Origin of the sequence: Rathayibacter iranicus NCPPB 2253 = VKM Ac-1602, from assembly GCF_003149025.1 — a bacterium.
Lineage (GTDB): Bacteria > Actinomycetota > Actinomycetes > Actinomycetales > Microbacteriaceae > Rathayibacter > Rathayibacter iranicus.
In genome coordinates this window covers 69,006-91,422 of sequence record NZ_QGDV01000008.1, presented here as the reverse complement: position 1 = coordinate 91,422, position 22,417 = coordinate 69,006, and the positions used below count along the sequence as shown (strand labels likewise).

Genomic DNA, 22,417 nt, shown 5'->3' with positions numbered 1-22,417 from the left:
GAGCGGCCAGCCCCCGTCAGCGCGTCTCAACCTCGGTGACGAACGCCGTCCCTGCCCTCCGTCAACGCCGTGCCCCGCTCCACGCGAATCCGCTGGTCGAACACGAGCGCCGGAGGCACACGGTGCGCAATCAGCACGTCGAAGTCGGCGAGCAGCGCCCGCGCGAGGGCGAGCCGCTGCGCCTGGCCGCCGGAGACCAGCGAGCCACGCTCGCCGACGCGCGCCTCAAGCCCGCCGCGCGCGGCGACGAACTCGCCACCATCTGCTGCGTATCTCCGCCGTCGACCCGAGGGGACGGGCGAGCGGTCTTCCTGCGAACCCGCCTGCATTGCCCACGCAGGTAGGTGAACACGTGAAGAGCTTCAGGCCACATGATCGCCAAAAGGGCAAGAAGGTTACAGCGCTTGGCACAAACGACTACCTTTTCGGAAAGCGACGAATCAAGATTCTTGACGCGCTAATGCGGTCCGAGTGCACAATAGCGATTGAGGCACAGTGAACTGGATCAAGCGTGAAATCTACAAGGCTAATCCGTGTGCCCCTAGGGACAAACGAGCCCATAACGTGCGGTGGTGAAGAGTCGAGGACCTCTAATTCTGGCATTGGTACTCGCAACCCAACACCTAGCGATTTGGTCGCTGCCTCCTTGCGCGCCCATGCCCTCGTCAATGCCCTGACCTTCTGAGGCTCCGTCAGACCAATCAAGTCACCCGCTTCCCGCTCAGAAACGATTCTTGTCTCCAATGCGAGGATTCGAGGGTCAATCGGCTCCACATCCACTCCGACAAGGCTACGGCTACACGCTACCGCAACCCATCTACCGCCGTGGGTTACAGACAGGCTGAGCCCGAGGTCCATCGGGAGCCGAGGGCGACCGTGGGGCTGGCCGCAGTCTGGACACGTCCGATCTACGATCAGCTGGGCTGGAGGGATCCCGCTGACCGAGGAGGACATGAGGCGGACCAATGCTGCCCCCGTTTGGAAGCGAGCACGGTCATCCTCGCATGCGAACCTCTCGCTCCGCTCGAGCTCCTGGACTGATAAGAGATCGGTATGGTCCCACAGGAGTGGAACACGGGTCGCCAGTAGGACTTCATGGGCGGGGAGCAGATGTTCCCGATTCGTGCCGTCACGCATACCCATGTCCACCTCAAACCCGCTCTTCACCAGCGCCTCGGCCCTAAAATCGATGGCCGTCGCCATGCGAGAAGATGGCAAGTATAGGCTGGAACATTGATGTGGCCGACTCAGGGTGCGGTGCCGACGAACAGCGCCTACTATTGGTGTATGGTCCAGCAAGCACGAGCGCATGCCACCCGCGAACAGTTACTAGATGCCGCTGCGATACTTTTCGGACGGCACGGCTACGGAGCAGGGATCGCCGACATCGCCCGCACGGCCGGTGTGAACAAAGGTTCACTGTACTTTCATTTTGAGTCCAAAGAACATCTTGCTCATGAAATCATTCGTCTTCAACACGAAAGATCGACGGCGGTCGACGATTCCAGTCTGCAGAACTCCCCCCCCATCGTTCGAATGATCGCTATCACTCTGAGATTAGCACGGCAAGCCCTCGAGGAACCCACTGTCAAAGCCGGACTTCGACTAACACTCGATTCTTCGTCATTTGAAGTCGCTCCTCGCGAACCCTTCACGTACTGGATACAGAGGTTTACGGAGTTACTCGAACAAGCTGTTGACGACGGACTGGTGACGAGCCGGGTGCCGCCCAGCCACTTCGCGAGAATTGCGGTCTCAATCTACACCGGAGCACAACTCGTACTGAAGAGCCTGGGACAGGAGGAGGAGTTTCTGACCGAGTCGGTTTCCGACGCATGGAATGCGCTGCTTCCCGCCCTTCTTATCACTGCTGACGAACAGACAATCTCCGCGATTCTTGAAGAAGCGATGATGCTGGGAGAGAGGCGAACCTTGACCATTGGATGACATCCGTCGCCTGCCGGAACATCCCTGTTGTGGACGAACTCTCCACTTCACCTTTGCGTGGTCTAAAAAGGACTAAATTTCAGTGATTCGTGCCTAACATCCGGCGGCGACTTTCGAGTTCTACGAGGGCACGAGTGCCACGCTGAAAATGATCTCCGAACTCTGGACGCTTGTAACGATCCTCGGCGATTGTGTTTCGGAGCATGCGGTCTTGCTACACAGGATCCGCGACAGCGACTTCCAACGTGCCTCCTTCCGTGTCCACTCGGAGTAGAAGGCGGTGCGATGTGTGGCACTTGCGGGGTGAGGCCGTCTGGTGAGCGCCTCTAGGTCAATGCCGATCGGACGTGTTGAAAGCGCAGCGGCCGCCCAGCCCCAGGAGTGACTAATTGATACAAACAGATCAGGTCGACCGATCACATGGGGCGCCCCGCAGTAGATGCACCCCTCAGAGCAAGTCAACGTTCCGATCACGATAGGGCTCCTCACCCGCCGAACATCACTCTCGATCAGTTCCATCAAGAGTATTCGCGCAGCTTGTCTATCGCGGTTGTGAGCCAATGACGCGAATGGCTGGTCGCCCGGCAACAAGCTGTCGGACGACCAGCCATTCGCTATGATTCTGGAAGTTCTACCCATCGCAAACGATGTGAGTTCTGTAGGTGCGTCCATGAATACTAGCGAACTAAATGTTGGTTGTCGATCATCAGTCTCTTCTCGCTGACCCCCTGGCGCCACGTAAGTAGCGCGCACAGCCCGATCAAGACAACTGGCACGAGGAGCACCAACTGCAGCGAATCAGTATACGCGCTCTGCCAACTTGGAGAGCCTGAAAAGCTCTCATCGAGACCGGCCAACCGAATGCCGACAGCCAGGAGCGTGACGACAACAGCACCTCCGAGCGCGGAACTCAGCTGACGGATTCCGTTGATCACTCCTGAGGCAGCGCCCGAGTCGCCCGGATCGACATCACGCATAGCTATTGACTGCATTGTCGCGAAGGTAGCACCCAATCCTGAGCCGGCTACGAGAAGGCTCGGCACAAAGAGCATAGGGGAAGCTGTCTCAGTGGCAGTGACTGCGAGGCCAACTAGACCCAGTGCGAACAGGCCCAATCCACCGGCTAGCGTGAAGTGCGCTGTCCATGCTTTCGCCAGTCGCCCTGCACATGCGGCAACGACTACCGTGCACACAAACATAGGAGTGACGAGAAGTCCTGCAGCCATTGAGGACAACCCGAGTACCGTCTGGGCATAGACCATGAGCGGGAGATAGGTGATTACGATGGCCGCAGATACTGACGCCCACACGAGGGACATAAGTCTGTAGCTAGGATTCCTGAAAATCCAGAACGGGATGAGTGGATCACGATCTTGTGTCCGTCGAAGGCGGTAGTAGAGCGCAGCACCGCTGAGGACAGCTATCGCGCTGGGCATCCCGATGTGAACCGCCAGGTGGTTCTGAACTCTCGCGCCTCCTTCGAGAAGGAGATATGTGACGCTTGAGAGCGCCAAGATCATAAGTGTAACCGAGGCCCAATCGAGGCGACGATCCCGCTCTTGTGTAGTGCGGGGAAGGATCTTGATTCCGAGCACGATCACGATGACGCCGAGTGGCAAGTTCAGAAGAAAGATGGAGCGCCACCCGACGACTCCGACCAATACTCCGCCGAGGAGGGGACCGAGTACGGAGGCGATTCCACTGATCGAGCCGTGAACGCCCAAAGCGGTGGTTCGCTTATCTTTGGGGGTGGCAGTACTGATAATTGCCAGCGTCTGAGGTAAGAGCAAAGAGGCCCCTGTTCCCTGAAATATTCTCGCGACGAGCAAGACAACAATGTTTGGTGCGAGTGCGCACGCCGCAGAAGCCAAGGTAAACAGGGCCACGCCTACGAGGTAGCATTCCCTCTTGCCGAGTACGTCACCCAGTTTTCCGAACGTCGCAACAAACACAGCGAGAGGAATAGTGTAGAGCGAAATTATCCACCCGGCCGATTCCAGTCCAACTCGAAGCTCAGCGAGCATTCTCGGTACCGCAACATTGACGATTGTCACGTCAAGCAGGGTCATGAAGGAACCCAAGCAGAGCACGAGCAGAGGGCCTTTGCGCCACTGCTGTTGAGTAACACCTGATTCGTTAGTGTCACTAGTCATACTTCGGACTCCGTCGCTCTGCCGCTCGGGGCGCCTCATTTTTGTACCGGTCAACGTATTCCTGGCCCGACTGCTCCTGGATGGCCGACATGATGATCCCAGTGATCTTTCTCCAGTCGTCGAGCGTGTGTGTGTAGTCGTTCTTACTGAAGTACAGGGGCATTCCTACTGAAAGGGTGACTGGGGTCCGCCGAGGGAGGCGCCGTCCGATGGGCTGCATCTTCTCGGTACCGCGTATGCCGATAGGTATGACGGGTGCGTTACTCTCCAGAGCCAACCTGGCCGCTCCGACCTTCCCCTTATAGAGTCGCCCATCGGGTGACCGTGTTCCCTCTGGATACATTGCAATGCACTTGCCTTCGCGCAATGCCGTCGTTGCGGCGTTCAGGGAATCGGTGATTGAGTGTGAAGCACCCTCTCGTTCAATAGGAATGCTGCCCCAGGCCCGAAACAGTGATGCTGCAATCCGCCCGCCGATACCAGTTCCTTGCAAGTACTCCGACTTGACGATAAAGCGGACAGCCCTGCCAGCAACCGCAGGAATAATCATGTTCTCCGCGAATGAAAGGTGATTCGCGACGAGGAGCGCACCCCCAGTTTTCGGAATGCGTTCCGCGCCAATGATTGAAGGGCTGTAGATGATTCGGCTCAGCGCCGATACCAGTGGGTACGTCATGTCGTTGGCGTTCATTCTTAGTGCCCTCTAGGCCGGATTCTGGTTCAGAAGATTGAAATCGATCAAATCATCTAGCGAAACTGGGGCGCGAAATCCGGATACTGCGGAAATCTCGAGTCGCTGGCTCAAACGGTGATACATCGCCGTCGTCCATTGCGCAGCAACCTTAGCGTCACCTCCGGCGCGCAGCTTACGGAGCTGAGTGTGAGATACGCATGCCGTTGCCAGCAGCAGTGTGTACTGCTCCGCGCGCTGAAAGCTCTCAATCGATCCCGGTGACCAATCCTCGTAGGTTGCCGGGTCCGCAAGCCGCCCATGGGCTTCTTTGAGCTCGCCTGAAGTGCGAAGCAGGCTCGTGCGCTGGCTGTCGTCAGTGACGTCTTCGATCAGAACTGCAACCAAGGCGTCGATAGTCTCCGGCAGACTGGAGAGCAGTGGATCATGGCCCTCATTTGTCAATCTGAGGTCGCCCGGGTTTGGCTGCCATACGGGTGCAGGCTCAGATGTGTTGAAGAGTTCATCCAGCAGGGAGAGTTCGGCGGCTCCGTTTCCAGTGAGTTCCAGCGCTGGTAGCTGCGAGGCAATGGAATGAAGATTCACGCTCGTCGTGCCTTCAAAGATGGCGGCTATCGCATGATCGCGCTGCAGTTTTTGAAATACTCCTCCGGCGAAGTCACCCTTAATGTAGCTTCTAGCGGCGAGAACCTGGGAGCCAGTCTGGATCGATTCATCCGTAACGGTGGGGATAAGAGCCTTGACCGCTGATGACCATAGCGAGAAGTACCGGGGCGCAATAACCTGTGCCCGCGTAATCGGAACCAGTAATGAAGAGCAGATCATGCGGTCCGCGAGAAGAGCCGTGGTCTTTTGCCTGACTGAGGGCAAGGCGAAGAGGTCAGAGCCGTACAGCCTCCTCGACGTCGCGTATCGGGTTACGAGGTCGACCACAGCGTCAAGCACACCGACGGAGATCGCCCCGATCCCGGTCTTAGTGATCTGGAGAGCCTTCAGGACGATAGCCAAGCCGGCGCCGGGGCGCCCGAGCCGATCTGACTCGCGGAGTGGTACTTGCTGAAACTTGATCCCGCTGAGATCGTGGCCACGCAAACCTACTGTGGGCACCTGCTCTAGATGTTCATAGCAGGAGGATGGCACGTCGTTCTTGTCGATAAGGTAAAGATCGAATAATCCATTGGGGGCCTTCGCCAAGACGACGATAAACCGAGCAGTCGTCGCGTTGCCGATGGGCCACTTCTCGCCTGTGAGACTAATCCCCTTGGGCGTATTGGAAACTCGGGTTTCTGTCGCGAGAAGGTCGCTTCCATGGGCCTTCTCCGAGACGGCGAAAGCGGTGTACTCTCCCCCAGCGACCGCAGAAGCGACTCTCCTTCGCTGTTCATCCGTACCCCAAAGCCAAATGACGTTAGCGCCCAACAAAGACGAGCCATACTTGACAGCCAGGGTTGGATTGCGCCGCGCGAGCAGACGAGTCAGGTACCCGAGCTGTTCAAGATTGCGGAAGAGCCCGCCGAAAGCTTCCGGGACTGTGAGCCGCGAGAAGCCGAAGTCCTGAAGCACTTCGAGCGCACGCTGATCGAGCGCGTTTGTCTCGTCGTGTTGGACGATGGCGTCGTAACTAAATGCCTGACTCTCGGATGAGTAGGGATCTCCGAGGAGCGCCTCTAGTTCTCTCACTTCGTCATATGGCGCTTCGTGGAGGCCTTCTTGAATCATAAGGTCTTTACTTTCCGTGAATGTATTGCCAACTGCGTATTGTCTAGGAACGGCTTATTGGCCGCATGAGTACCACTTAGAAGTGCACGCAAACACCAAATAACGCGATCAATATCCGACGATTTCAGCTGCCCCATCGTGGCGATTGTCATTGCATTTGGATTTCGGGAATCGGCCCCGTACGCAACGATGTTCCGTGCGAGTAGGTCCTCAACCAGCAGAGCTGGCTGGTATACACCTGGAAGACGAAATACAGACACGGAGCTGCTCGAGTGCTCGTTTGGTGTGATTGGACGAATATGGAACTCGGCGAGAGCATCGCTGACTCGAGTTTTCGAGTGTAGGTACCGCTTGCCGCGGGCTGCAACCCCTTCTTTGATTAAGCAATGGGTGGCTTCAGCAAGTGCCGCTACTACTTGAACCGGAGGAGTAAAAAGGGGTTCTTCGCGGAGGACCTGAGCCTCATAATGACTGGATAGGTTGTGGGTAAAGCTGCGCGCCATCGAGGAAAGACCTTCGAATTCGGTTCTCGGAGCGATGACGATGCCGACGCCAGGGTACGACTCAAGGCATTTGTTAGCCGAAGTCGCTATCCACGTTGGCCGATGGATCCCATTCAACGATTCAGCGCCGAACGAACTCACCATGTCGACAATGGACTTCACACCGTGACTTTCAGCCACGTCCAAAACTCCGTCGAGGTCGTTAAGCCTGCCGGTGCTTGTTTCATGATGAACCAGAGCGAGATGCGTGATCTCATGGTCTGCTGCGATAAGTGCGCGAACGCGAGAAACTTCGATCGGTTGATTCCAGCCGAAGTTCAGGGCCACTGTCGAAATGGACAGCGCAGTTGCTATGTGCGTCATACGCTCGCCAAACCGCCCGTTGACCAGAATGAGCAGTTTTCCGGTCGTCGGCACTGCGCTCGAGAAGATAGCTTCGACGGCACTTGTTCCGGACCCTGCCAGCAGCAGTGCCTCGTGACCGAAGAGCTCGTAGGCCTCCACTAGGTTCTTCCGAGCCGTTGCAAGATGAGCTTTGGCCTCGGGAGTGCGATGTCCGGTGCTAACTTGCCCGAAAACCCGTTTCACTGTGGGAGAAACTGCTACGGGCCCTGGGCAGACGAGAATCGTTTCGTGATGCATTTGAGACCTCTCCGGACCGACCCTATTGGGATCTGAAGTTGGGGAATGACGACACGACTACTGATTCGTGTCCGCAGACGAGGGGGCGATTGCGGAGAGTTCCTGGATACGACGAAGGATCTTGTTCACCGAGTTGTGTTTGATGAGTTCCCGGGTATCGAAGTTGACGCCGACCTTTTCAGAGAGTTCGGTGGCGATGCTCTGAGCGTAGACGGAGTCAAGACCGTATTTTGCGAGCGGGGTGTCCGCGTCAATCTCATCCGACTCACGGTCAAGGTAAATTGCAATTCTCTGAACGAGCCAGCTCTGAATCTTACTAATGTCGGTCATCTGCTGTACCTCTTCTTTTTTTGGAATGGTGTGACGTGAAATGTGATGGCTGGTTCTACACTTTTGGGGTCCCGAACCGGTTGTAAGTCTCGGCTCGTCGCACTTTTCCACTTGTAGTTCTCGGAATCTGTCCGGCTCGCAGCTTCGTCACCTGTAATGCCGTGATTCCGAACTGGCTGGATAGCTGATCTTGAATGACTTCATCGATGGTGGATTTTCCACTAATTTCATCCGTCAAGGACCGGGGCACCTCGATAAAGATGTGAACCCGAGCATCGTCGGGCTGCGAGGATTGAAAGGCGACCACACCATCGGGGCGAGCGAGCGTGCAGATTTCACTGACAGACTCCTCGACATCAGTTGCGGCTATGTTTCGACCGTTGACAATGATCAGGTCCTTCGCTCTTCCTGTGACATAGAGATCGCCTTCATAGATGAACCCAAAGTCACCAGTATCGAGGTCTGCGCCGATCGGTGGTTGATTCCAGTACCTGCGCGTAACGTGATCACCTCGCACATGGATGGTGCCAAGCTGATGGTCACCCACGACAACTCCGGTGTGGTCGCGGACCGTGATCCCACTTGCGTTCGCCGGCCCCGACGCAACGAGCTCGATGCCGTGGGGCTCCGATGTCTCTATGGCGCGGCCTTTCCAGAGCTGCTCAGTGTCGAAGCGCCTGATAGACACTGGCTCTTGGGGTCGACTGCACGTTACGAACAGGGTTGCCTCCGCAAGCCCATACGCGGGGACAAACGAAGACTCTTGAAAACCGGCGGTCGCAAACCTCGTTGTGAAGCGGCGGGTACTCTTTGCCGAAATGGGCTCAGCGCCATTGAGAGCGACTGACCATCGGCTCAGATCAAGGTCACTGAGCTTGGCGTCTGGATAGATTCGCGCGACCACCTCGTATGCAGAGTTCGGGGCTGCGGTCCCGTAGTATCCACCGTCGCTGATCATGTCGATCCAAGCTGTCGGCCGCTTTGCGAACTCCAGTGGTGGGACTACTGAGCATGGGGCGGCGGCATACAGGCTCCAGAGCAGGTGGCCCACGAGTCCCATGTCATGGGTGTGAGGTATCCAGCCCACTACCGGCGTGGTAGGGCTTCCCTGTAGTGCGAGTTGAATGAGTTCGAGATTCGCGGACAAGTTGCCGTGGGAGACTACAACTCCTTTAGGTCTGCCAGTGGAGCCCGACGTGTACTGAATGAATGCTCCGCACTCCAGGTCGTATTGGGTGCGTTGTTCACCCGGGGGTCCCTGAGTCAGCGATGACAACGACAACCGCGCTGTCTGTCGAACATCGGACGACCGCGCTTCTTCTACAGCGGGGTCACCCGCCATGTCGTCCGTCGTGACAACGAGTTCGGGGGTGCAGTCCTGGAGGATCCCCTCCAGGCGATCGCCGTGAGCGTTGAAGGCCGACGGGTACGGCACCGGAACAGCTATAGCGCCTGCGTAGAACGTGCCCAAGAGCGCCTGGACAAATTCTGGTCCGGTCGGAAACATGAGAGCCACCCTGTCTCCCGGACGCGTGCGCTCAGCGAGCCTACTTCCGATAACACGGGCGACCTCATCGAGCTGGTGGAAGCTCAGCACAGAGTACCGGCTCTCCATGTCGAACGATGTGTAGTACTCGTAGGCCGTCGCTTCGGGTCGCTCCCGCACATGTTGCTCGAGGGCCGTGAGCACATGGGTCCGCCCACCGACGAGACGGGTGACGCCGCTCTGCCCAGGGTCTAGCACGTTCGTTGCCTCCACAATTTATCCGACCGGTCGACTAATTTTCACTTCGTCTTGAGTATGGAGGCTTGCGGATCTGAGCGCAAATTCGTGACGTCGCCGATCGCCACACACGGTCTCAGGAGTGGTGGGGCGCGAGGCGAGCGAGGACGGAGAGGTCGATCTGTCTCGCACTCAACCGCAGACGACCGAATCGGTCACTGACGCGGCTGGGTACTGGCGCCGTCGGCTGCGGCCACGTCTGCCCGACGAGTGGCCAGGTGTTGGGCGACGTAGGCAGCAGCCGGTGGGATACCGTGACGGCTCGGACCTGCTGGTCAGGCGGTCACGGGCTACGGAGAGTTGCGATGCTACGGCAGCCGGAGCATAATGAGGGACACGAAATTATCCGATCGGGTAAGTTCTGTGTGAGTCATCTCCGGATCTGGCTGGTCAGGGGCCATCAATGCGGAGGCTGCATGTGGTCTGGGTTCCGGCCGGAATCCAGACCACGTTGACGAGCACGCAACCCGAGTCGCACGCGCAATCTTTACCCGATAAGGAACCCATGCATGGCGGAACTGTTCGCGGCCCTCAGTGACGGATTCCGGCACATAGCCTGGGGTCCGCTCGTCGTATATCTGCTCTTGAGTACACTCGTGATGGGCAATATTGCGACCTACTTCAGGCGGCATAAGGGGTGGAAGGACGGCTACAGTCGCAAGTTCAATCACATGGGTCACGCCGTGTGTGCAGCCCCGACTATCGGGTTTCTCCCGGAACCATCCCTGACGCCCACGATCGTCGCAGCGACAATCGGCGTCGCAGTGATCTACGGCTGGTCCGCCGTCAGTCGATGGCCCGCCGTCGAGAGAATTGTCGCCGGATCGCTTCGCGACCGAGACGTGCCGTATTCGAGGTTCTTTTTCTTCTTTCCGCTCATCTTAGGAAACCTAGGCATCGTCGCGGCTTTCGTCTTCTTCCCGGCAGACGCTGCCCGTGCGGGGATCCTAGCTGTTGCTATCGGAGACGGCCTGGCTGAGCCCGTTGGATTGAGATTCGGACGAAACACGACGTACCGCGTGCCAGACTTAGTTTTCCGGCGCAGCAACACAAAATCACTGCACGGCAACGCCGCGGTCATGCTCTCCGCCGTGGCCATTGCCGCAGTGACCTTCATCGCAGCGAGCACGGGCCCAGTTTGGGTCATCATCGCCGGCTCACTCGCATTCGGTATCGCTGTCGCTGCAATTGAGGCCCTTTCGCCTCGAGGGTTCGACAACCTGACCATTTCGCTTGGAGGAGCATTGATCATGACGGGGTTAATCGCATGAACTACGACGTCTTCCTGAAACGCTGGCAGAGACTCGGTGTGACGGTGCTCCTACTGGAGGGAGTCCTCGCCGCACTCATGGTCATGATCAACCTCGTCCTCCCCGCAGAAGTGGTCGTCGAAATGAGTCGCTCTGTTGCCGGAGACCACTACGCCGACATACAGGCGGTAAGGCTTCACGGAGAAGGCAAGGTCGAGACCACCCTCCATCTGCTTCCTAGTCTCGTGTTCGTCGTCGTGGGCCTCGGCCAACTGCATCCAAGACTGAGGCGCAAGCATCTCAGGCACTTTCATCGTTGGCTCGGGCAGCTCTTCATCGTTACCGCAATCGGTAGCTCAATAACCGGAACGTACCTGTCGGTCGCTCTGAATTACTCCGGTTGGGACGAAGTAATCCCCTCCATGCTCTTCGGCATCACCCTCATTGTGTTCTGCCTCATGGGTTGGGTTCGTGCCAGACAAAGAGACTTCCAGGCACATCAGGAGTGGATGATTCTGGCGTTGGCCAGCGGCCTGGGTATCACTCTCGCTCGTATGTACCTGGCGGTCCTCACGAACACGACTGGACTTGAAGCTACAGAGTTTTTTGGCTCAATTTTCTGGCTGGGGTCCGGCACGAACGTAGTACTGGCACTTGTTTGGCTTGGAATCCGCAAGCGGGTACAGAGCAGACAAGCGGCCTCAAAACGAAAGGTGCGGGTGAAGAATGTCACGCATTCTCTTTGATCTAGACAAGACAATCATCGATCATGACACCGTAACAAGATTCCTGTTGCGTCGAATCGGCACCAATCCGACTCGCCTTTTACTCGCACTCCTGATGATTCCTGCTATCGCGGTTCTCATCGCCAGCAAGCAGAGGACCAGAACCTCGTCGTTGCTCCTGTGGATTGGCACGGTCAGTATCACACGGGGGTCGTTTGAGGATGCGGTTGACCGCTATCTCGACTCTCTCGATCCCACGGCGCGGCTTTTCCCAGAAGCGGTGACAGCCGTCAAGGCTCACCTGGACCAAGGGGACGAGGTCATCGTAGTAACCGCTTCCGCTCAGCAGATTGCAGAGCGCATCTGCCGCACATTGGACTCGCGTATAACAGTCGTTGGGTCGACCTTAGAGCGTCGATTCGGTGGCCTCGTATCGGCAGAACACTGCTACGGCGAGCACAAGGTATCGATGCTGAAAGAAAGACGACTCTCTTCAGGAGTCACAAGAGCATATAGCGACAGTGCGTCCGATCTGCCAATGCTTCAAATTGCTGAAGCTATTACTGGTGTGAACATGGACGACATCACTCGACGCAAGATCCGCGGCGCTGTCGGCGCAGCAGCACCGACCGAGTTCGTTGAATGGCGTAAGGGACCCAACAAGCGCTAACTGAGCTTCGATACCGATGCCGACAATTCGTCGATGACTCGTGCTCCAAGAGCGACGCATAACCAGAACGCCGAGCATCACTGGCATCATGCACGAGTCGGCGCCACACACTCTTCGGTGCTGGCAACGCATTGTCATTCACTCTGACTTACTAGGAGGGCACGTCAATGAGAATCCAGAATCTCAGGTCTGACGAATCAAGTGACCGAATGGCCCGGGCGCTGCGCAAGATCCCCGGCATCTACGACGCGGCGGTTACCGCACGCGTCGACTCTGCTGGCGAAACAAAACGCGTCGCATATCTGGTCACAGATCCATCGACCAGCAGCCACTGGCCACCAGATGATGGGGGCGAATCGAAGGATACCTTTACCACAATCGACTACTGGATGAGGGTGACTTCAATACCTCTAACGCATGACGGCGAAATCGACCTGAACAGGCTCAGCCAGATTCCAATAGTCGATGATGCGATGTCCCAGCAGTTGGCGTCAGGCTTGGAGTCGACGCAGGACGTCGAATGGGCCGTCACGATTGAGTCGGGCACGGCCGAGCACCATGCCCGACCACTCCGAGCAGAGCGTGGTGAAGGTACCTTTCGGCTACGATCCTCGGCGGAGGCGGCGCCTGCGATTATAAGCGCCGAGCCCACGGATGTTCCAAGCGGTGCAGCGACAACCCTCGTCGACACTCTCCTCCGCACCGCGGCCTCGAATCCACAAGGTGTGTGCGCATCCATCGACAGGTCAGGCGCCCTCCATACCACTTCCTATAAGAGCCTGCTGGGCGCAGCGCGGTCTGCGCTCGGCGCTCTTCAACGAATGGACATCAAGCCTGGAGATCGCGTCGTTGTCGCCTGTGAGGCTCCACAGTCATTCTTCGTCGCATTCTGGGGATGCATTCTTGGAGGCGCGATCCCGGTTCCCGTCAATCCGCCAGTGGAACTGGTGCCTGATGATCCTGCGATACGCCGACTGTTGAGCGCCCAAGAATCGCTCCGGGCACTCGCTGTGATTTCCGACGACCAGCACGCTCGCCTTTACGCGGATGTTCTCGACTCCTCCACTCGCGCACTTTCGATGAATGACTTACAAAGCTCAGGAGAAACCGGAATCCTCGTTAGCCCGGACCCCGAGGACACCGCGGTAATGCTCCTGACCTCTGGGAGCACCGGAAAGCCCAAGGTCGTGATGCAGAGCCACAAGGCACTGCTTGCGCAAGCCAGATCCGCGATCGCATCGCTCGAGCTCACCGGAGACGACGTCTCGCTGAACTGGTTCCCGCTCGATCATGTGGGCGGTATTGTCATGTTTCATCTCCGTGATTTGCTGCTAGGAGCAGATCAGTTTCACAGTCGGCCTGACCCGATCTTGAAAGACCCACTACTCTGGTTGAATTGGATCGACCGGTTCGATGTGAGCATTACCTGGGCGCCAAACTTTGCGAGTTCCTTGGTGACCAGTGCCCATCACCGGGCCGATAAGCGCAACTGGGACCTCCGAAGGCTGAGGGTTGTCGTGAACGCCGGTGAAGCCATCGTTCGCAGTTCGGCCTCGGACTTTGCACGACTCCTGCACTCATACGGCGCCTCAGAGCGCGTCATGCGTCCCGCTTGGGGAATGTCAGAGACCTGCTCCGCCGTGACCTATGGGGTACTCGAGCCGCAGGACAGTTCACATCGACCCGTTTCCATCGGACGGCCGATCTCCGATCTCTCCGCGCGAATCATCAATGAATCCGGCCTACTGGTCGCTGAGGGCGAAGTCGGACGGCTCCAAGTGCACGGGACCGTTGTGACGAAAGGGTACTTCGACAACGCCTCCGCAAATAGGGACTCTTTCACCGAGGACGGATGGTTCCGTACCGGCGATCTTGCGTTCATTCGTGATGGCGAAATCACGATCACTGGACGTGAAAAGGATGTCATCATCGTCAACGGACTCAATGTCTACTGTCAGGAGGTTGAATCGGTCGCGGAGTCAGTCGAAGGTGTTGCACCCTCCTACACTGCGGCCGTGGCCACCAAGCATGGTGGGTCTGAGCAAGTCGCGTTGCTCTACGTGGAAAGCGAGACCGAGAAATCACGTCACCGCGTGAAACGAGAAATCCGCCGCGAGCTTGCTCAACGTATGAGCGTCTATCCCTCCGCCGTCATAGCGGTCAAACATGACCAAATACCGAAAACAGCGATCGGCAAGATCCAGAGAGGCGATCTTGCGGAAAAGCTCGCCAGCGGCGGGTTTGCAAGCGAATTGGCCGAACAAGGAATCGCTTTAGTTTCAAGCGGTGCAAACGGTCCATCATGCTTTATCCGAAACTGGCACCGCCGACGGTACCTTCCGAGCAATTCGGAAGCCCTCGAGGTTCCCACTGTTGTTATGGCAGACGCCGCCGGGTTGGGGTCTGCACTCGCGGAACTGATTGGCGCGGCCAACTGCATCCTGGTTCGAACGGGAGGAGACTTTGAGATGATCGACGAATCCACGATCATCATGGACCCCACACAAGATTCGTCGTTTAGACGCCTGTGCGCGCACATCCAGCGACGACTCGGCACTGCCGTACGCGTTGTCCACTGCTGGGCTTATGGGGAGAGGACGCCCATCGATTCTGACGTGAATCGGTTATGGCGAGAGTACGAGCTCGGTTTCGGGAGTATCAACCGCCTAGTTAAAAATTGGCATAGCGATCTCTCAGGACTAGATGTATGGACTATCTCGAGTGACATCCAGCCCATTGGAGAGACAGAGACTGCGTACGAACGGTCATCGATTCTGGCTCTTGCCGATACATTGAGTGCGGAGCACCCCGGCCTCACCTACAGACATATCGACATCGCCGAATCGCGCGAAGTCGATTCCGACGCCGACGACGTTGCTCGCATAATTCTCGCTGACCCATCGGACGAAGAAATCGTGCTGAAGCAAGGTAAGAGTATGGTTCCGGGGCTCGAATTAATCGAGCTGCCCCCTGAGAACAGCCCGAACGGCCTGAAGCAGGGAGGGACCTATCTTGTCGCGGGCGGTATGGGAGGTATTGGCCGCCACATAGTTACACGGTTGACCACCGAATTCGAATGCTCTGTGCTTGCAGTAGGGCGGCGAAAGCCCGAAGAACTGGAACCAGGCGTCCTTGACGAGATGATGCGAGTGGGAAACATCACATACCGGAGTGTCGACATCACCGACTACGACGCATTAATCAACGCCATCAACTTGTACGAGTCTGACACCGGAGCAACCCTCGATGGCATAATCAACCTCGCGGGAAGCTATGAGTCTCTGACTGTCCAAGAATCAGACTTGAAGTCAGCTCAACGAGTATTGTCAACGAAGCTCGTGGGGACATGGAACCTCCATCGAATTGTGACGAGCAGGCCCGATCTGCAGATCGTGCACGCCTCGTCGGCAGTGACATTGCTTCATGGGGCAGGCACTGGTCTATACGCTGTCGCCAACCACTTCGTCGAGTCTCTCAGCGACGCAGAGCGTTCATCCGGCATAAGAAGCACCTGTATTAGCTGGGGAATATGGCGCGACGTAGGGATCAGTAGAGAGTCCGCCGTCCAAGCGCTAATGGAAAGGCGTGGGTATGTGCCAATGCAAACCAGTGACGCGCTAGATGCATTGACGCGCGTAGCGGGTCTTAACGACGTTCAGCTTTGGACTGGTCTAAATCCCCAGCGTCCTGATGTTTCACGACTCCTGAGGAACGACCCTCAAGCCGGAGCGCGGCTTGTAGTTCGGTCGGACGCCAAATTTGAAGAAGGTCAACGACTCAAACCCCAAGATCCGTTCGGCATAGATTCGGACGTTGTTTGGCTGTCCGCCGGTGGGGAAGGAAGTCACCTCGCGACCTCAACTCACGTGAGTCGACGCGGATCTGAGGGGCAAACAGAGATCAAGGTACAACGTATTTGGCAAGAAGTGTTGGATCGCGAATCAGTACATGTCGATGAGAACTTCTTCGAGCTCGGTGGTACTTCACTGTCAGCCGCCCTGGCCATCTCATCAGTTGAACGAGACTTCGGTATCCAGCTCCAGGTCACTATCCTGATGTCTCACCCAACCGTCGCCTCACTCGCCGAACACATCGATTCGAAGATACGTGGGGTCACAAGTCTCCAATCCAATTTGATAGTTCCGCTCCAAACGCAAGGAGCCAAGACCCCCTTCTTCGGGGTTCACCCTCTTTTCGGATTGGTTTACCCCTATGCCGAACTCGCCCGAATGATGAAACCTTCACGCCCCTTCTATGCAATACAGGCACGCGGATTCTCAGCCGGCGAACATCCCCTCCGGACGATCAACGAGATGGCGTCTTTGTACATCTCAGAGATGAAACGGGTACAACCAAGCGGGCCGTATTACATTGGCGGATGGTCACTTGGAAGCCTGATTGCCCTAGAAATGGCGCAGCAGCTGGACAAGGAGGGCGAGGACGTCGAGCGTTTGATCATCATTGACCAGGCAACTGATTCAGTGGATCGATTCTTGGACGAGATTCCACTGAGAGTACAGGCCAAGCGTTTTGGCAGCATTCTTCGAGAGGCATTCAAGAGCTTCCAGCCTCAGTGGCAAGGGAGGAACATGGGATGGATTCTTGTTCGGCATCCACGATTGGCTTCGCGGTTTTTCACTCAAGTCCTCGCACCCATGCTGCGAGTTGGTTGGAGGAACAAAAGCGCTGCTACGAACTACGTGATCGAGGAGTATCCGGGTCGAATCAGCCTCTTACATACCGGCGACCCTGAGTTCACACGGTTCACTAACCCCGAACTCGGGTGGGATCGAGTGGCACTCAAAGGCGTTGATGTGCATCGAATACCAGGTGCGCACTTCACGCTCCACGAATCCCCGCACGTCGAAGTCCTGGCGGAGGCGATGGCCACAGTGCTGGAAGGGTAACCATAGATGCTCGCCGATGTACGGCAGTCCGTGCGATCAGTATCACTGTACGGGACGGGAGGCCCACGCTGAATCTTGAGAAGCGCCGTTCACATAACGTCCGTCTCTACGGCGAGCCGGTACCCCCATTCTGCGGGTAGCACTTCGACCAGTAACGATGCGGCTCGGCGAATGTCACCGCCTCCGTGCATTCTTCTGAAATATGCCTGTGCACCTCGATCGGCTTTGCACCGGTGAAACCGTAGATACCCTGTGCCAGGTCACCAGCGAAGGTCGTGCGTCTGTATCCGATCCTGTTGACGATGCGCAGCTGCGGCGGCGTCAGATCCTGAAATTCGTCAACGACGACGGCACCGAAGTGCTCTCGGTAGAACTCAGCAACGCGGTCATCCGCCAGGATCAACTCGGCAACACGGGGCAGGTCATCGTATGTCAACCGACCAGAGGTTCGGGAGCGCTTGGGCGCCGGTCTCGACTCGACCGGTGCCTCGGTCGGGGCGGTGCGCGGCACTGTCGCGCGCAGCGCTCCTGCGTTCCTCCGACCTCACCCGCCTCGAAGGGTTCGCGCGCGACTCGCGAGTGGACGAGCTGAGCGATCCGCTGGCCCGAGACGTCATCGCCCCGCTGCTCGCAGGCCTGGCCGGCGCGGCGCAGACGCGGGCGGACGCGGCACTCGACCGCTGGGCCACCGAGGGCGGTCGGTTAAAGAGCGTCGCGACGCCAGCTCGGGACGACCTTCACAACCAAGGCTGAGAAGCCGGATCTGGAGCGGCCAGCCCCCGTCAGCGCGTCTCAGCCTCGGTTCCAAGCGCCGCTCCCGCCGTCCGTCAACGCCGTGCCCCGCTCCACGCGAATCCGCTGGTCGAACACGAGCGCCGGAGGCACACGGTGCGCAATCAGCACGACTGTCCGCCCCTCCGCGGCCCGGAGCAGGTCGCAGAGCAGCGCGTCCGCCACGGGGGCGTCGACCGAGGCGGTCGGCTCGTCCAGCACCAGCACATCGAAGTCGGCGAGCAGCGCCCGCGCCAGCGCGAGCCGTTGCGCCTGGCCGCCAGACACCAGCGAACCGCGCTCGCCCACCCGTGCGTCGAGCCCTCCGCGCGCGGCGACCCAGGAGGCGAGGCCGACCCGCGCGAGCACGTCCTCGAGGACAGCGTCGGCGGCGTCGGGACGGGCGAAAAGGAGGTTCTGCCGAATCGTGTCGTCGAAGAGGTAGGGCTGCTGCTCAACCAGGCCGATGACGCGGCGCACCTCATCCTGCGGGAGCGTCCGCGCCTCCACTCCGCCCAGGGAATAGGAACCGGAGTAGGCCAGGAAGCGCACCAGCGCATGGGCCAGCGTGGTCTTGCCGGATCCACTGGCGCCCGTGAGGAGGACGCGGGCACCGGCGGGCAGCTCCAGCGAGACACCGCTCAGGGCGGGGCCCGCCGCTCCGGGCCAGCTCACGGTCACGTCCCGCAGCACGATGTCATGGCCGGTCGGCTGTGCGGCCCGCGGATCGACGTCCGCGTCAGTCGCGAGCGCCGGCGAGGACGCCTCCCGGTCAAGGTCCGCGAGCCTCTGGGCGCTGGAGAGCGCCGCGCGGGCAGACTGAACAGCCAACGGAGCCGTGGCCAGCACCTCGAAGACCGCCAGGGGCACCAGCGCGATCACGCCGAGGGCGGGCCCGCCGAGCTGGCCGACCGCGGGCACGCCCAGCGCGAGCCCCGCCCAGACCGCGCCGCCCGAGCAGAGCGCCAGCACGGCTGCCGCGAGCCCGGCCGAGGCCGCCCGGCGTCGCGCGGCGCGAGCGAGCGCCTCCTCGGCCCGGGTCACGTGCGCGACCGCCTCGTCGGCGGCGTCGAAGGCGATCAGCACATCCAGCCGGGTGACCACGAGATTCAGGCGTTCGGCGAGCTCTCCCCGCAGCGGAGCCAGCTCGCGGTCGGCGCGCGCCGAGAGCAGGCCCGCACCGACAGCCCCGCCCGCCAACGCCAGGACGAGCAGCACCAGCAGCACGGCTCCCATCGCGGGCAGGAGGAGCCACACTCCGACCACCGAGGCCGTCGCGACAACCGCCGAGACGAGCAGCGGCTGCACGATCCGCAGCGGCACGTCCTGCTGGGCATCGACGTCGGCGACGATCCGCGACACCAGGTCGCCGCGGCGCACGCGGCCAAGCCCGTCCGGAGCAACGGGCACAAGACGCTCGTAGACGCCGACCCGCAGGTCTGCCAGCGCCCGGAACGCGGCGTCGTGCCCAGCGAGTCGCTCCAGATAGCGGAAGACCGCGCGGGCGAGGGCGAATGCGCGAACGCCGACGACCGCCATCGAGAAAAAGAGGATCGGCGGCTGCTCGGCCGCCCGCACGATCAACCAGGCGGAACAGGCCAGCAGGGCGACGACGGAGGCGGAGGACAGTAATCCGAAGGAGAGGCCGGGCAGGAAGCGGCGCGGGCCGGGAATCGCCGCGCGGAGGACATCGGCGCGGTTCATCCGAGGACCGCCGCGGGCGTGAGAGCGAGCACGGAGTCCGCCGCGGCGATCGTCGCAGGCCGATGGCTGGCGACGACGACGATCACGCCGCGATCGGCGAGCGTGCGCAACCCGGCGAGCAGCGCGCGCTCCGACTCCTCGTCAAGGGCGGCTGTCGGCTCGTCGAGCGCGAGGACGGTGCAGCCGTTCTCGAGCAGCCGGTGCACGGCCCGCGCCACGGCGACGCGCGCGCTCTGACCGCCGGAGAGTCCCGAACCCTCGGCATCGACGCGGCACGACGGAGCGACGTCCGCGGCGGCGAGCGCGAGGGCGCGGCACACGCGCTCAGGGTCCGGGGAGCGCGTGCCCAGCTCGACGTTCGAGCCCACCGTCCCGGGCAGCAGGTCGGGACGCTGGCCCGACCACGCGAGGCGGGCGCGCAGGTCGCCGGCGGCCTCACCGCCGAGCAGCAGCGCGCCGTCGAACGGCACGAAGCCCGCGAGGGCCGCGAGGAGGGTCGACTTTCCGGATCCGCTCGGCCCCGTCACGGCCGTGATCGAGCCGACAGGTAGCACCGCGTCGACCGGAGCGAGCACCCTGCCGTGCCCGTTGTCGACGGTCAGTCTGCGCAGCTCCAGAGCACCCGCCGATCTCGCCGTCGCCCGCTCCGGCAGCCGAGCCGCGTGCTCGATCAGGGCGAACGCCCGCTCCGCCGCCTGCACCCCGGCGGCGGCGGCGTGGAACTCGGCGCCGACCTGCCGCACCGGCAGAAAGACGTCCGGCGCGAGAACGAGCACGAACAGCCCGACCGCCAGCCCGAGCGAGCCGTCGACGAGCCGGAGGCCAATCGACACGGCGACGAGCGCGACCGACAGCGAGCCTGCCAGCTCGAGCACGAAACCGCTGACGAAGGTGACCCGCAATACCTTCATCGTGTGCAGCCGGTAGTCCTCGGTCAGCGCGCGGATCCGCGCTGTCTGCCGCTCGGCCCGGCCGAAGATCTTCAGCGTTGCGAGCCCACCGACCGTGTCGATGAAGCCGGAGGCGAGCGCCTGTAGCCGCTCCCACTGCCGCTCCTGCACCGCGCGGGTCGCCCAGCCGATGAGCACCATGAAGACGGGGATGAGCGGCAGGGTGACGACGAGGAACAGTGCGCTGAGCGGATCGGCGAGGAAGACGACCAGGATCAGCAGCGGAGTAGCGATTGCCGTCGCGATCAGCTGCGGCAGGTAGCGGGCGAAGTAGCCGTCGAGGGCATCGAGTCCGCCGCTCAGCAGCGCGACCGTCCCTCCTGAACCCCCTTCGGGTCGGCCCGCGGGACCGAGCGTGACGAGAGCGGCAAGCACCGCCGCACGAAGTTGAGTCTTCGCACCGATTCCGCCTCGCACGGCGTTCACCTCGGTCGCCCACGCGAGGACAGCACGGGCGGCGGCCACCCCGAGCAGCGCCGCGAGGAGCGGGGCGAGGTCGGAGGCACTTCTGCCATCGACCGCGCCCGCTATCAGCTGCGCGACCAGCCACGCGAACGCCACGAGGACGAGCGTGCGGGCCAGCGCCAGTGCACCGCCGAGCACCAGGAAGACGCGGGTCGCGCGGGCGTAGCGGAGCAGGCGCGGATCGAGGGGTTTCACGTCAGTGCGCGTCGACCGGGATGTGCGTTCGACTGATTCGCGTGCGGAAGATCCAGTAAGTCCAGGCCTGGTAGCCGACGATGAGCGGCACGAACACCAGGGCGGTCCAACTCATGACCGTCAGCGTATACGGCGTGCTCGACGCATTCTCAATCGTCAGCCCATAGGCGGGCACGTTCGAGGCAGGCATCACGGCAGGGAACAGTGTGGTGAACAGGGCGGGCACAACCAGCGCGATCGTGCCAGCGAGCAGGGTGAATGCGCGACCCTCGCGGCCTCTCCTAATCGCGAGCCAGCCGCCGCCGAGCGTCACTGCAGCCGCGATCGAGAGGGCCCAGGAGGCGGCGCTGCCCTGTCCGAGGTTCGTCCAGGCGAGGAACACGGCCGCCACCACAGTGGTCACCAGCCCCGCCCGAGTCGCCAGACGACGCGCCCGCTCCCGAATCTCCCCCGCGGTCTTGAGCGAGACAAACACCACTCCATGGGTGAAGAAGAGCAGGAGGGTCGTCGCGCCGCCCAGTAGCGCGTAGGGGGAGAGCAGGTCGAAGACAGTGCCGATGTAATTGTGGTCCGCATCCATCGGCACGCCCTGGACAATGTTCGCGAAGGCAACACCCCAAAGAAAAGCGGGCACAGCCGAGCCGACGACAATCATCGCGTCGAACCGTTTCTTCCAGACGCCCTCGGGCCGCTGGTGCCGGTACTCGAACGAGACACCGCGCGCAATCAGGGCGAGCAGGATGAGCAGCAGCGGCAGGTAGAAGCCGCTGAATAACGTCGCGTACCACTCCGGGAAAGCCGCGAACATCGCGGCTCCGGCCACGATGACCCAGGTCTCGTTGAGGTCCCAGACCGGCCCGATCGTATTGATCAGCACGCGGCGGTCGGTGTCGTCGCGCCCGAGAAACGGAAGGGACATACCGACGCCGAAGTCGAAACCATCGAGAACGAAGTAGCCGATAAAGAAGAACGCGACGATCCAGAACCAGAGCACTGCGAGATCCATGGGGAT

Annotated in this window: 18 protein-coding genes; 6 read left to right on the top strand and 12 right to left on the bottom strand. The window is 60.1% G+C overall.

What is annotated here, in order from left to right:
- Nucleotides 1-26: 26 nt before the first annotated feature.
- A complete protein-coding gene (locus tag B0H03_RS16595; protein WP_104264525.1) occupies nucleotides 27-329 on the bottom strand; it encodes a hypothetical protein in 303 nt (100 codons plus the stop codon).
- 88 nt (nucleotides 330-417) lie between these two features.
- Nucleotides 418-858, bottom strand: coding sequence for a 4'-phosphopantetheinyl transferase family protein (locus tag B0H03_RS17475; protein WP_419956912.1), 441 nt, complete (start codon nucleotides 856-858; stop codon nucleotides 418-420).
- A gap of 429 nt (nucleotides 859-1,287) precedes the next feature.
- Between B0H03_RS17475 and B0H03_RS09970 the strand changes: the two genes are divergently transcribed.
- A complete protein-coding gene (locus B0H03_RS09970) occupies nucleotides 1,288-1,947 on the top strand; it encodes a ScbR family autoregulator-binding transcription factor (RefSeq protein ID WP_160487330.1) in 660 nt (219 codons plus the stop codon).
- A 677-nt stretch (nucleotides 1,948-2,624) separates the two neighbouring features.
- Here the strand turns inward: B0H03_RS09970 and B0H03_RS09965 are convergent.
- From B0H03_RS09965 to B0H03_RS09940, 6 genes are read right to left on the bottom strand one after another with little or no spacing between them, the layout of a single operon-like run.
- Nucleotides 2,625-4,100 carry an MFS transporter gene (locus tag B0H03_RS09965; RefSeq protein WP_258061950.1) on the bottom strand — a complete coding sequence of 492 codons (1,476 nt, stop codon included), beginning with the start codon at nucleotides 4,098-4,100 and terminating at the stop codon, nucleotides 2,625-2,627.
- Nucleotides 4,093-4,791, bottom strand: a complete 699-nt coding sequence (locus B0H03_RS09960) for a lysophospholipid acyltransferase family protein (RefSeq protein WP_104264522.1) — start codon at nucleotides 4,789-4,791, stop codon at nucleotides 4,093-4,095. Before B0H03_RS09960 ends, B0H03_RS09965 begins: the two co-directional genes overlap by 8 nt.
- 12 nt (nucleotides 4,792-4,803) lie before the next feature.
- Nucleotides 4,804-6,510 carry an acyl-CoA dehydrogenase family protein gene (locus tag B0H03_RS09955; RefSeq protein WP_104264521.1) on the bottom strand — a complete coding sequence of 569 codons (1,707 nt, stop codon included), beginning with the start codon at nucleotides 6,508-6,510 and terminating at the stop codon, nucleotides 4,804-4,806.
- Complete coding sequence (locus tag B0H03_RS09950; RefSeq protein WP_104264520.1) at nucleotides 6,507-7,655, bottom strand: aminotransferase class V-fold PLP-dependent enzyme; 1,149 nt, start codon at nucleotides 7,653-7,655, stop codon at nucleotides 6,507-6,509. Before B0H03_RS09950 ends, B0H03_RS09955 begins: the two co-directional genes overlap by 4 nt.
- Before the next feature lie 57 nt (nucleotides 7,656-7,712).
- Nucleotides 7,713-7,985, bottom strand: coding sequence for an acyl carrier protein (locus tag B0H03_RS09945; protein WP_104264519.1), 273 nt, complete (start codon nucleotides 7,983-7,985; stop codon nucleotides 7,713-7,715).
- Between the two features lie 55 nt (nucleotides 7,986-8,040).
- A complete protein-coding gene (locus B0H03_RS09940; RefSeq protein WP_160487328.1) occupies nucleotides 8,041-9,744 on the bottom strand; it encodes a fatty acyl-AMP ligase in 1,704 nt (567 codons plus the stop codon).
- A 533-nt stretch (nucleotides 9,745-10,277) separates the two neighbouring features.
- Between B0H03_RS09940 and B0H03_RS09935 the strand changes: the two genes are divergently transcribed.
- The 4 genes from B0H03_RS09935 (at nucleotide 10,278) to B0H03_RS09920 (ending at nucleotide 17,320) form a co-directional block, all read left to right on the top strand.
- A complete protein-coding gene (locus B0H03_RS09935; RefSeq protein ID WP_104264517.1) occupies nucleotides 10,278-11,039 on the top strand; it encodes a diacylglycerol/polyprenol kinase family protein in 762 nt (253 codons plus the stop codon).
- A complete protein-coding gene (locus tag B0H03_RS09930) occupies nucleotides 11,036-11,764 on the top strand; it encodes a DUF2306 domain-containing protein (RefSeq protein ID WP_104264516.1) in 729 nt (242 codons plus the stop codon). Before B0H03_RS09935 ends, B0H03_RS09930 begins: the two co-directional genes overlap by 4 nt.
- Complete coding sequence (locus B0H03_RS09925) at nucleotides 11,745-12,413, top strand: HAD-IB family phosphatase (RefSeq protein ID WP_104264515.1); 669 nt, start codon at nucleotides 11,745-11,747, stop codon at nucleotides 12,411-12,413. Before B0H03_RS09930 ends, B0H03_RS09925 begins: the two co-directional genes overlap by 20 nt.
- A 167-nt stretch (nucleotides 12,414-12,580) precedes the next feature.
- The gene (locus B0H03_RS09920) at nucleotides 12,581-17,320 is read left to right on the top strand and encodes an SDR family NAD(P)-dependent oxidoreductase (protein WP_104264514.1); all 4,740 of its coding nucleotides are present in this window, start codon (nucleotides 12,581-12,583) and stop codon (nucleotides 17,318-17,320) included.
- A gap of 106 nt (nucleotides 17,321-17,426) precedes the next feature.
- Here B0H03_RS09920 and B0H03_RS09915 read toward each other — a convergent pair whose 3' ends face one another.
- The gene (locus B0H03_RS09915) at nucleotides 17,427-17,756 is read right to left on the bottom strand and encodes a UvrD-helicase domain-containing protein (RefSeq protein ID WP_202130107.1); all 330 of its coding nucleotides are present in this window, start codon (nucleotides 17,754-17,756) and stop codon (nucleotides 17,427-17,429) included.
- Nucleotides 17,757-17,803: 47 nt separating this feature from the next.
- Between B0H03_RS09915 and B0H03_RS16225 the strand changes: the two genes are divergently transcribed.
- Complete coding sequence (locus tag B0H03_RS16225; RefSeq protein WP_127843920.1) at nucleotides 17,804-18,073, top strand: hypothetical protein; 270 nt, start codon at nucleotides 17,804-17,806, stop codon at nucleotides 18,071-18,073.
- Nucleotides 18,074-18,112: 39 nt separating this feature from the next.
- Here B0H03_RS16225 and cydC read toward each other — a convergent pair whose 3' ends face one another.
- The 3 genes from cydC to cydB are packed head-to-tail and all read right to left on the bottom strand — an operon-like array spanning nucleotide 18,113 to nucleotide 22,411.
- Nucleotides 18,113-19,795 carry a thiol reductant ABC exporter subunit CydC gene (cydC, locus tag B0H03_RS09910; protein ID WP_104264512.1) on the bottom strand — a complete coding sequence of 561 codons (1,683 nt, stop codon included), beginning with the start codon at nucleotides 19,793-19,795 and terminating at the stop codon, nucleotides 18,113-18,115.
- Nucleotides 19,792-21,405, bottom strand: a complete 1,614-nt coding sequence (gene cydD / locus B0H03_RS09905) for a thiol reductant ABC exporter subunit CydD (RefSeq protein ID WP_104264511.1) — start codon at nucleotides 21,403-21,405, stop codon at nucleotides 19,792-19,794. The genes cydC and cydD overlap by 4 nt, the downstream gene beginning before the upstream one ends.
- Before the next feature lies 1 nt (nucleotide 21,406).
- Entirely contained in the window at nucleotides 21,407-22,411 is a 1,005-nt protein-coding gene (cydB, locus tag B0H03_RS09900) for a cytochrome d ubiquinol oxidase subunit II (protein WP_104264510.1), read from the bottom strand.
- Nucleotides 22,412-22,417 lie beyond the last annotated feature (6 nt).

Excerpts from the sequence above, each read along its gene's own strand:
- B0H03_RS16595 (WP_104264525.1), bottom strand. The coding sequence starts at position 329 with ATGCAGGCGGGTTCGCAGGAAGACCGCTCGCCCGTCCCCTCGGGTCGA.
- B0H03_RS17475 (WP_419956912.1), bottom strand. The coding sequence starts at position 858 with ATGGACCTCGGGCTCAGCCTGTCTGTAACCCACGGCGGTAGATGGGTT.
- B0H03_RS09970 (WP_160487330.1), top strand. The coding sequence starts at position 1,288 with ATGGTCCAGCAAGCACGAGCGCATGCCACCCGCGAACAGTTACTAGAT.
- B0H03_RS09965 (WP_258061950.1), bottom strand. The coding sequence starts at position 4,100 with ATGACTAGTGACACTAACGAATCAGGTGTTACTCAACAGCAGTGGCGC.
- B0H03_RS09960 (WP_104264522.1), bottom strand. The coding sequence starts at position 4,791 with ATGAACGCCAACGACATGACGTACCCACTGGTATCGGCGCTGAGCCGA.
- B0H03_RS09955 (WP_104264521.1), bottom strand. The coding sequence starts at position 6,510 with ATGATTCAAGAAGGCCTCCACGAAGCGCCATATGACGAAGTGAGAGAA.
- B0H03_RS09950 (WP_104264520.1), bottom strand. The coding sequence starts at position 7,655 with ATGCATCACGAAACGATTCTCGTCTGCCCAGGGCCCGTAGCAGTTTCT.
- B0H03_RS09945 (WP_104264519.1), bottom strand. The coding sequence starts at position 7,985 with ATGACCGACATTAGTAAGATTCAGAGCTGGCTCGTTCAGAGAATTGCA.
- B0H03_RS09935 (WP_104264517.1), top strand. The coding sequence starts at position 10,278 with ATGGCGGAACTGTTCGCGGCCCTCAGTGACGGATTCCGGCACATAGCC.
- B0H03_RS09930 (WP_104264516.1), top strand. The coding sequence starts at position 11,036 with ATGAACTACGACGTCTTCCTGAAACGCTGGCAGAGACTCGGTGTGACG.
- B0H03_RS09925 (WP_104264515.1), top strand. The coding sequence starts at position 11,745 with ATGTCACGCATTCTCTTTGATCTAGACAAGACAATCATCGATCATGAC.
- B0H03_RS09920 (WP_104264514.1), top strand. The coding sequence starts at position 12,581 with ATGAGAATCCAGAATCTCAGGTCTGACGAATCAAGTGACCGAATGGCC.
- cydC (WP_104264512.1), bottom strand. The coding sequence starts at position 19,795 with ATGAACCGCGCCGATGTCCTCCGCGCGGCGATTCCCGGCCCGCGCCGC.
- cydB (WP_104264510.1), bottom strand. The coding sequence starts at position 22,411 with ATGGATCTCGCAGTGCTCTGGTTCTGGATCGTCGCGTTCTTCTTTATC.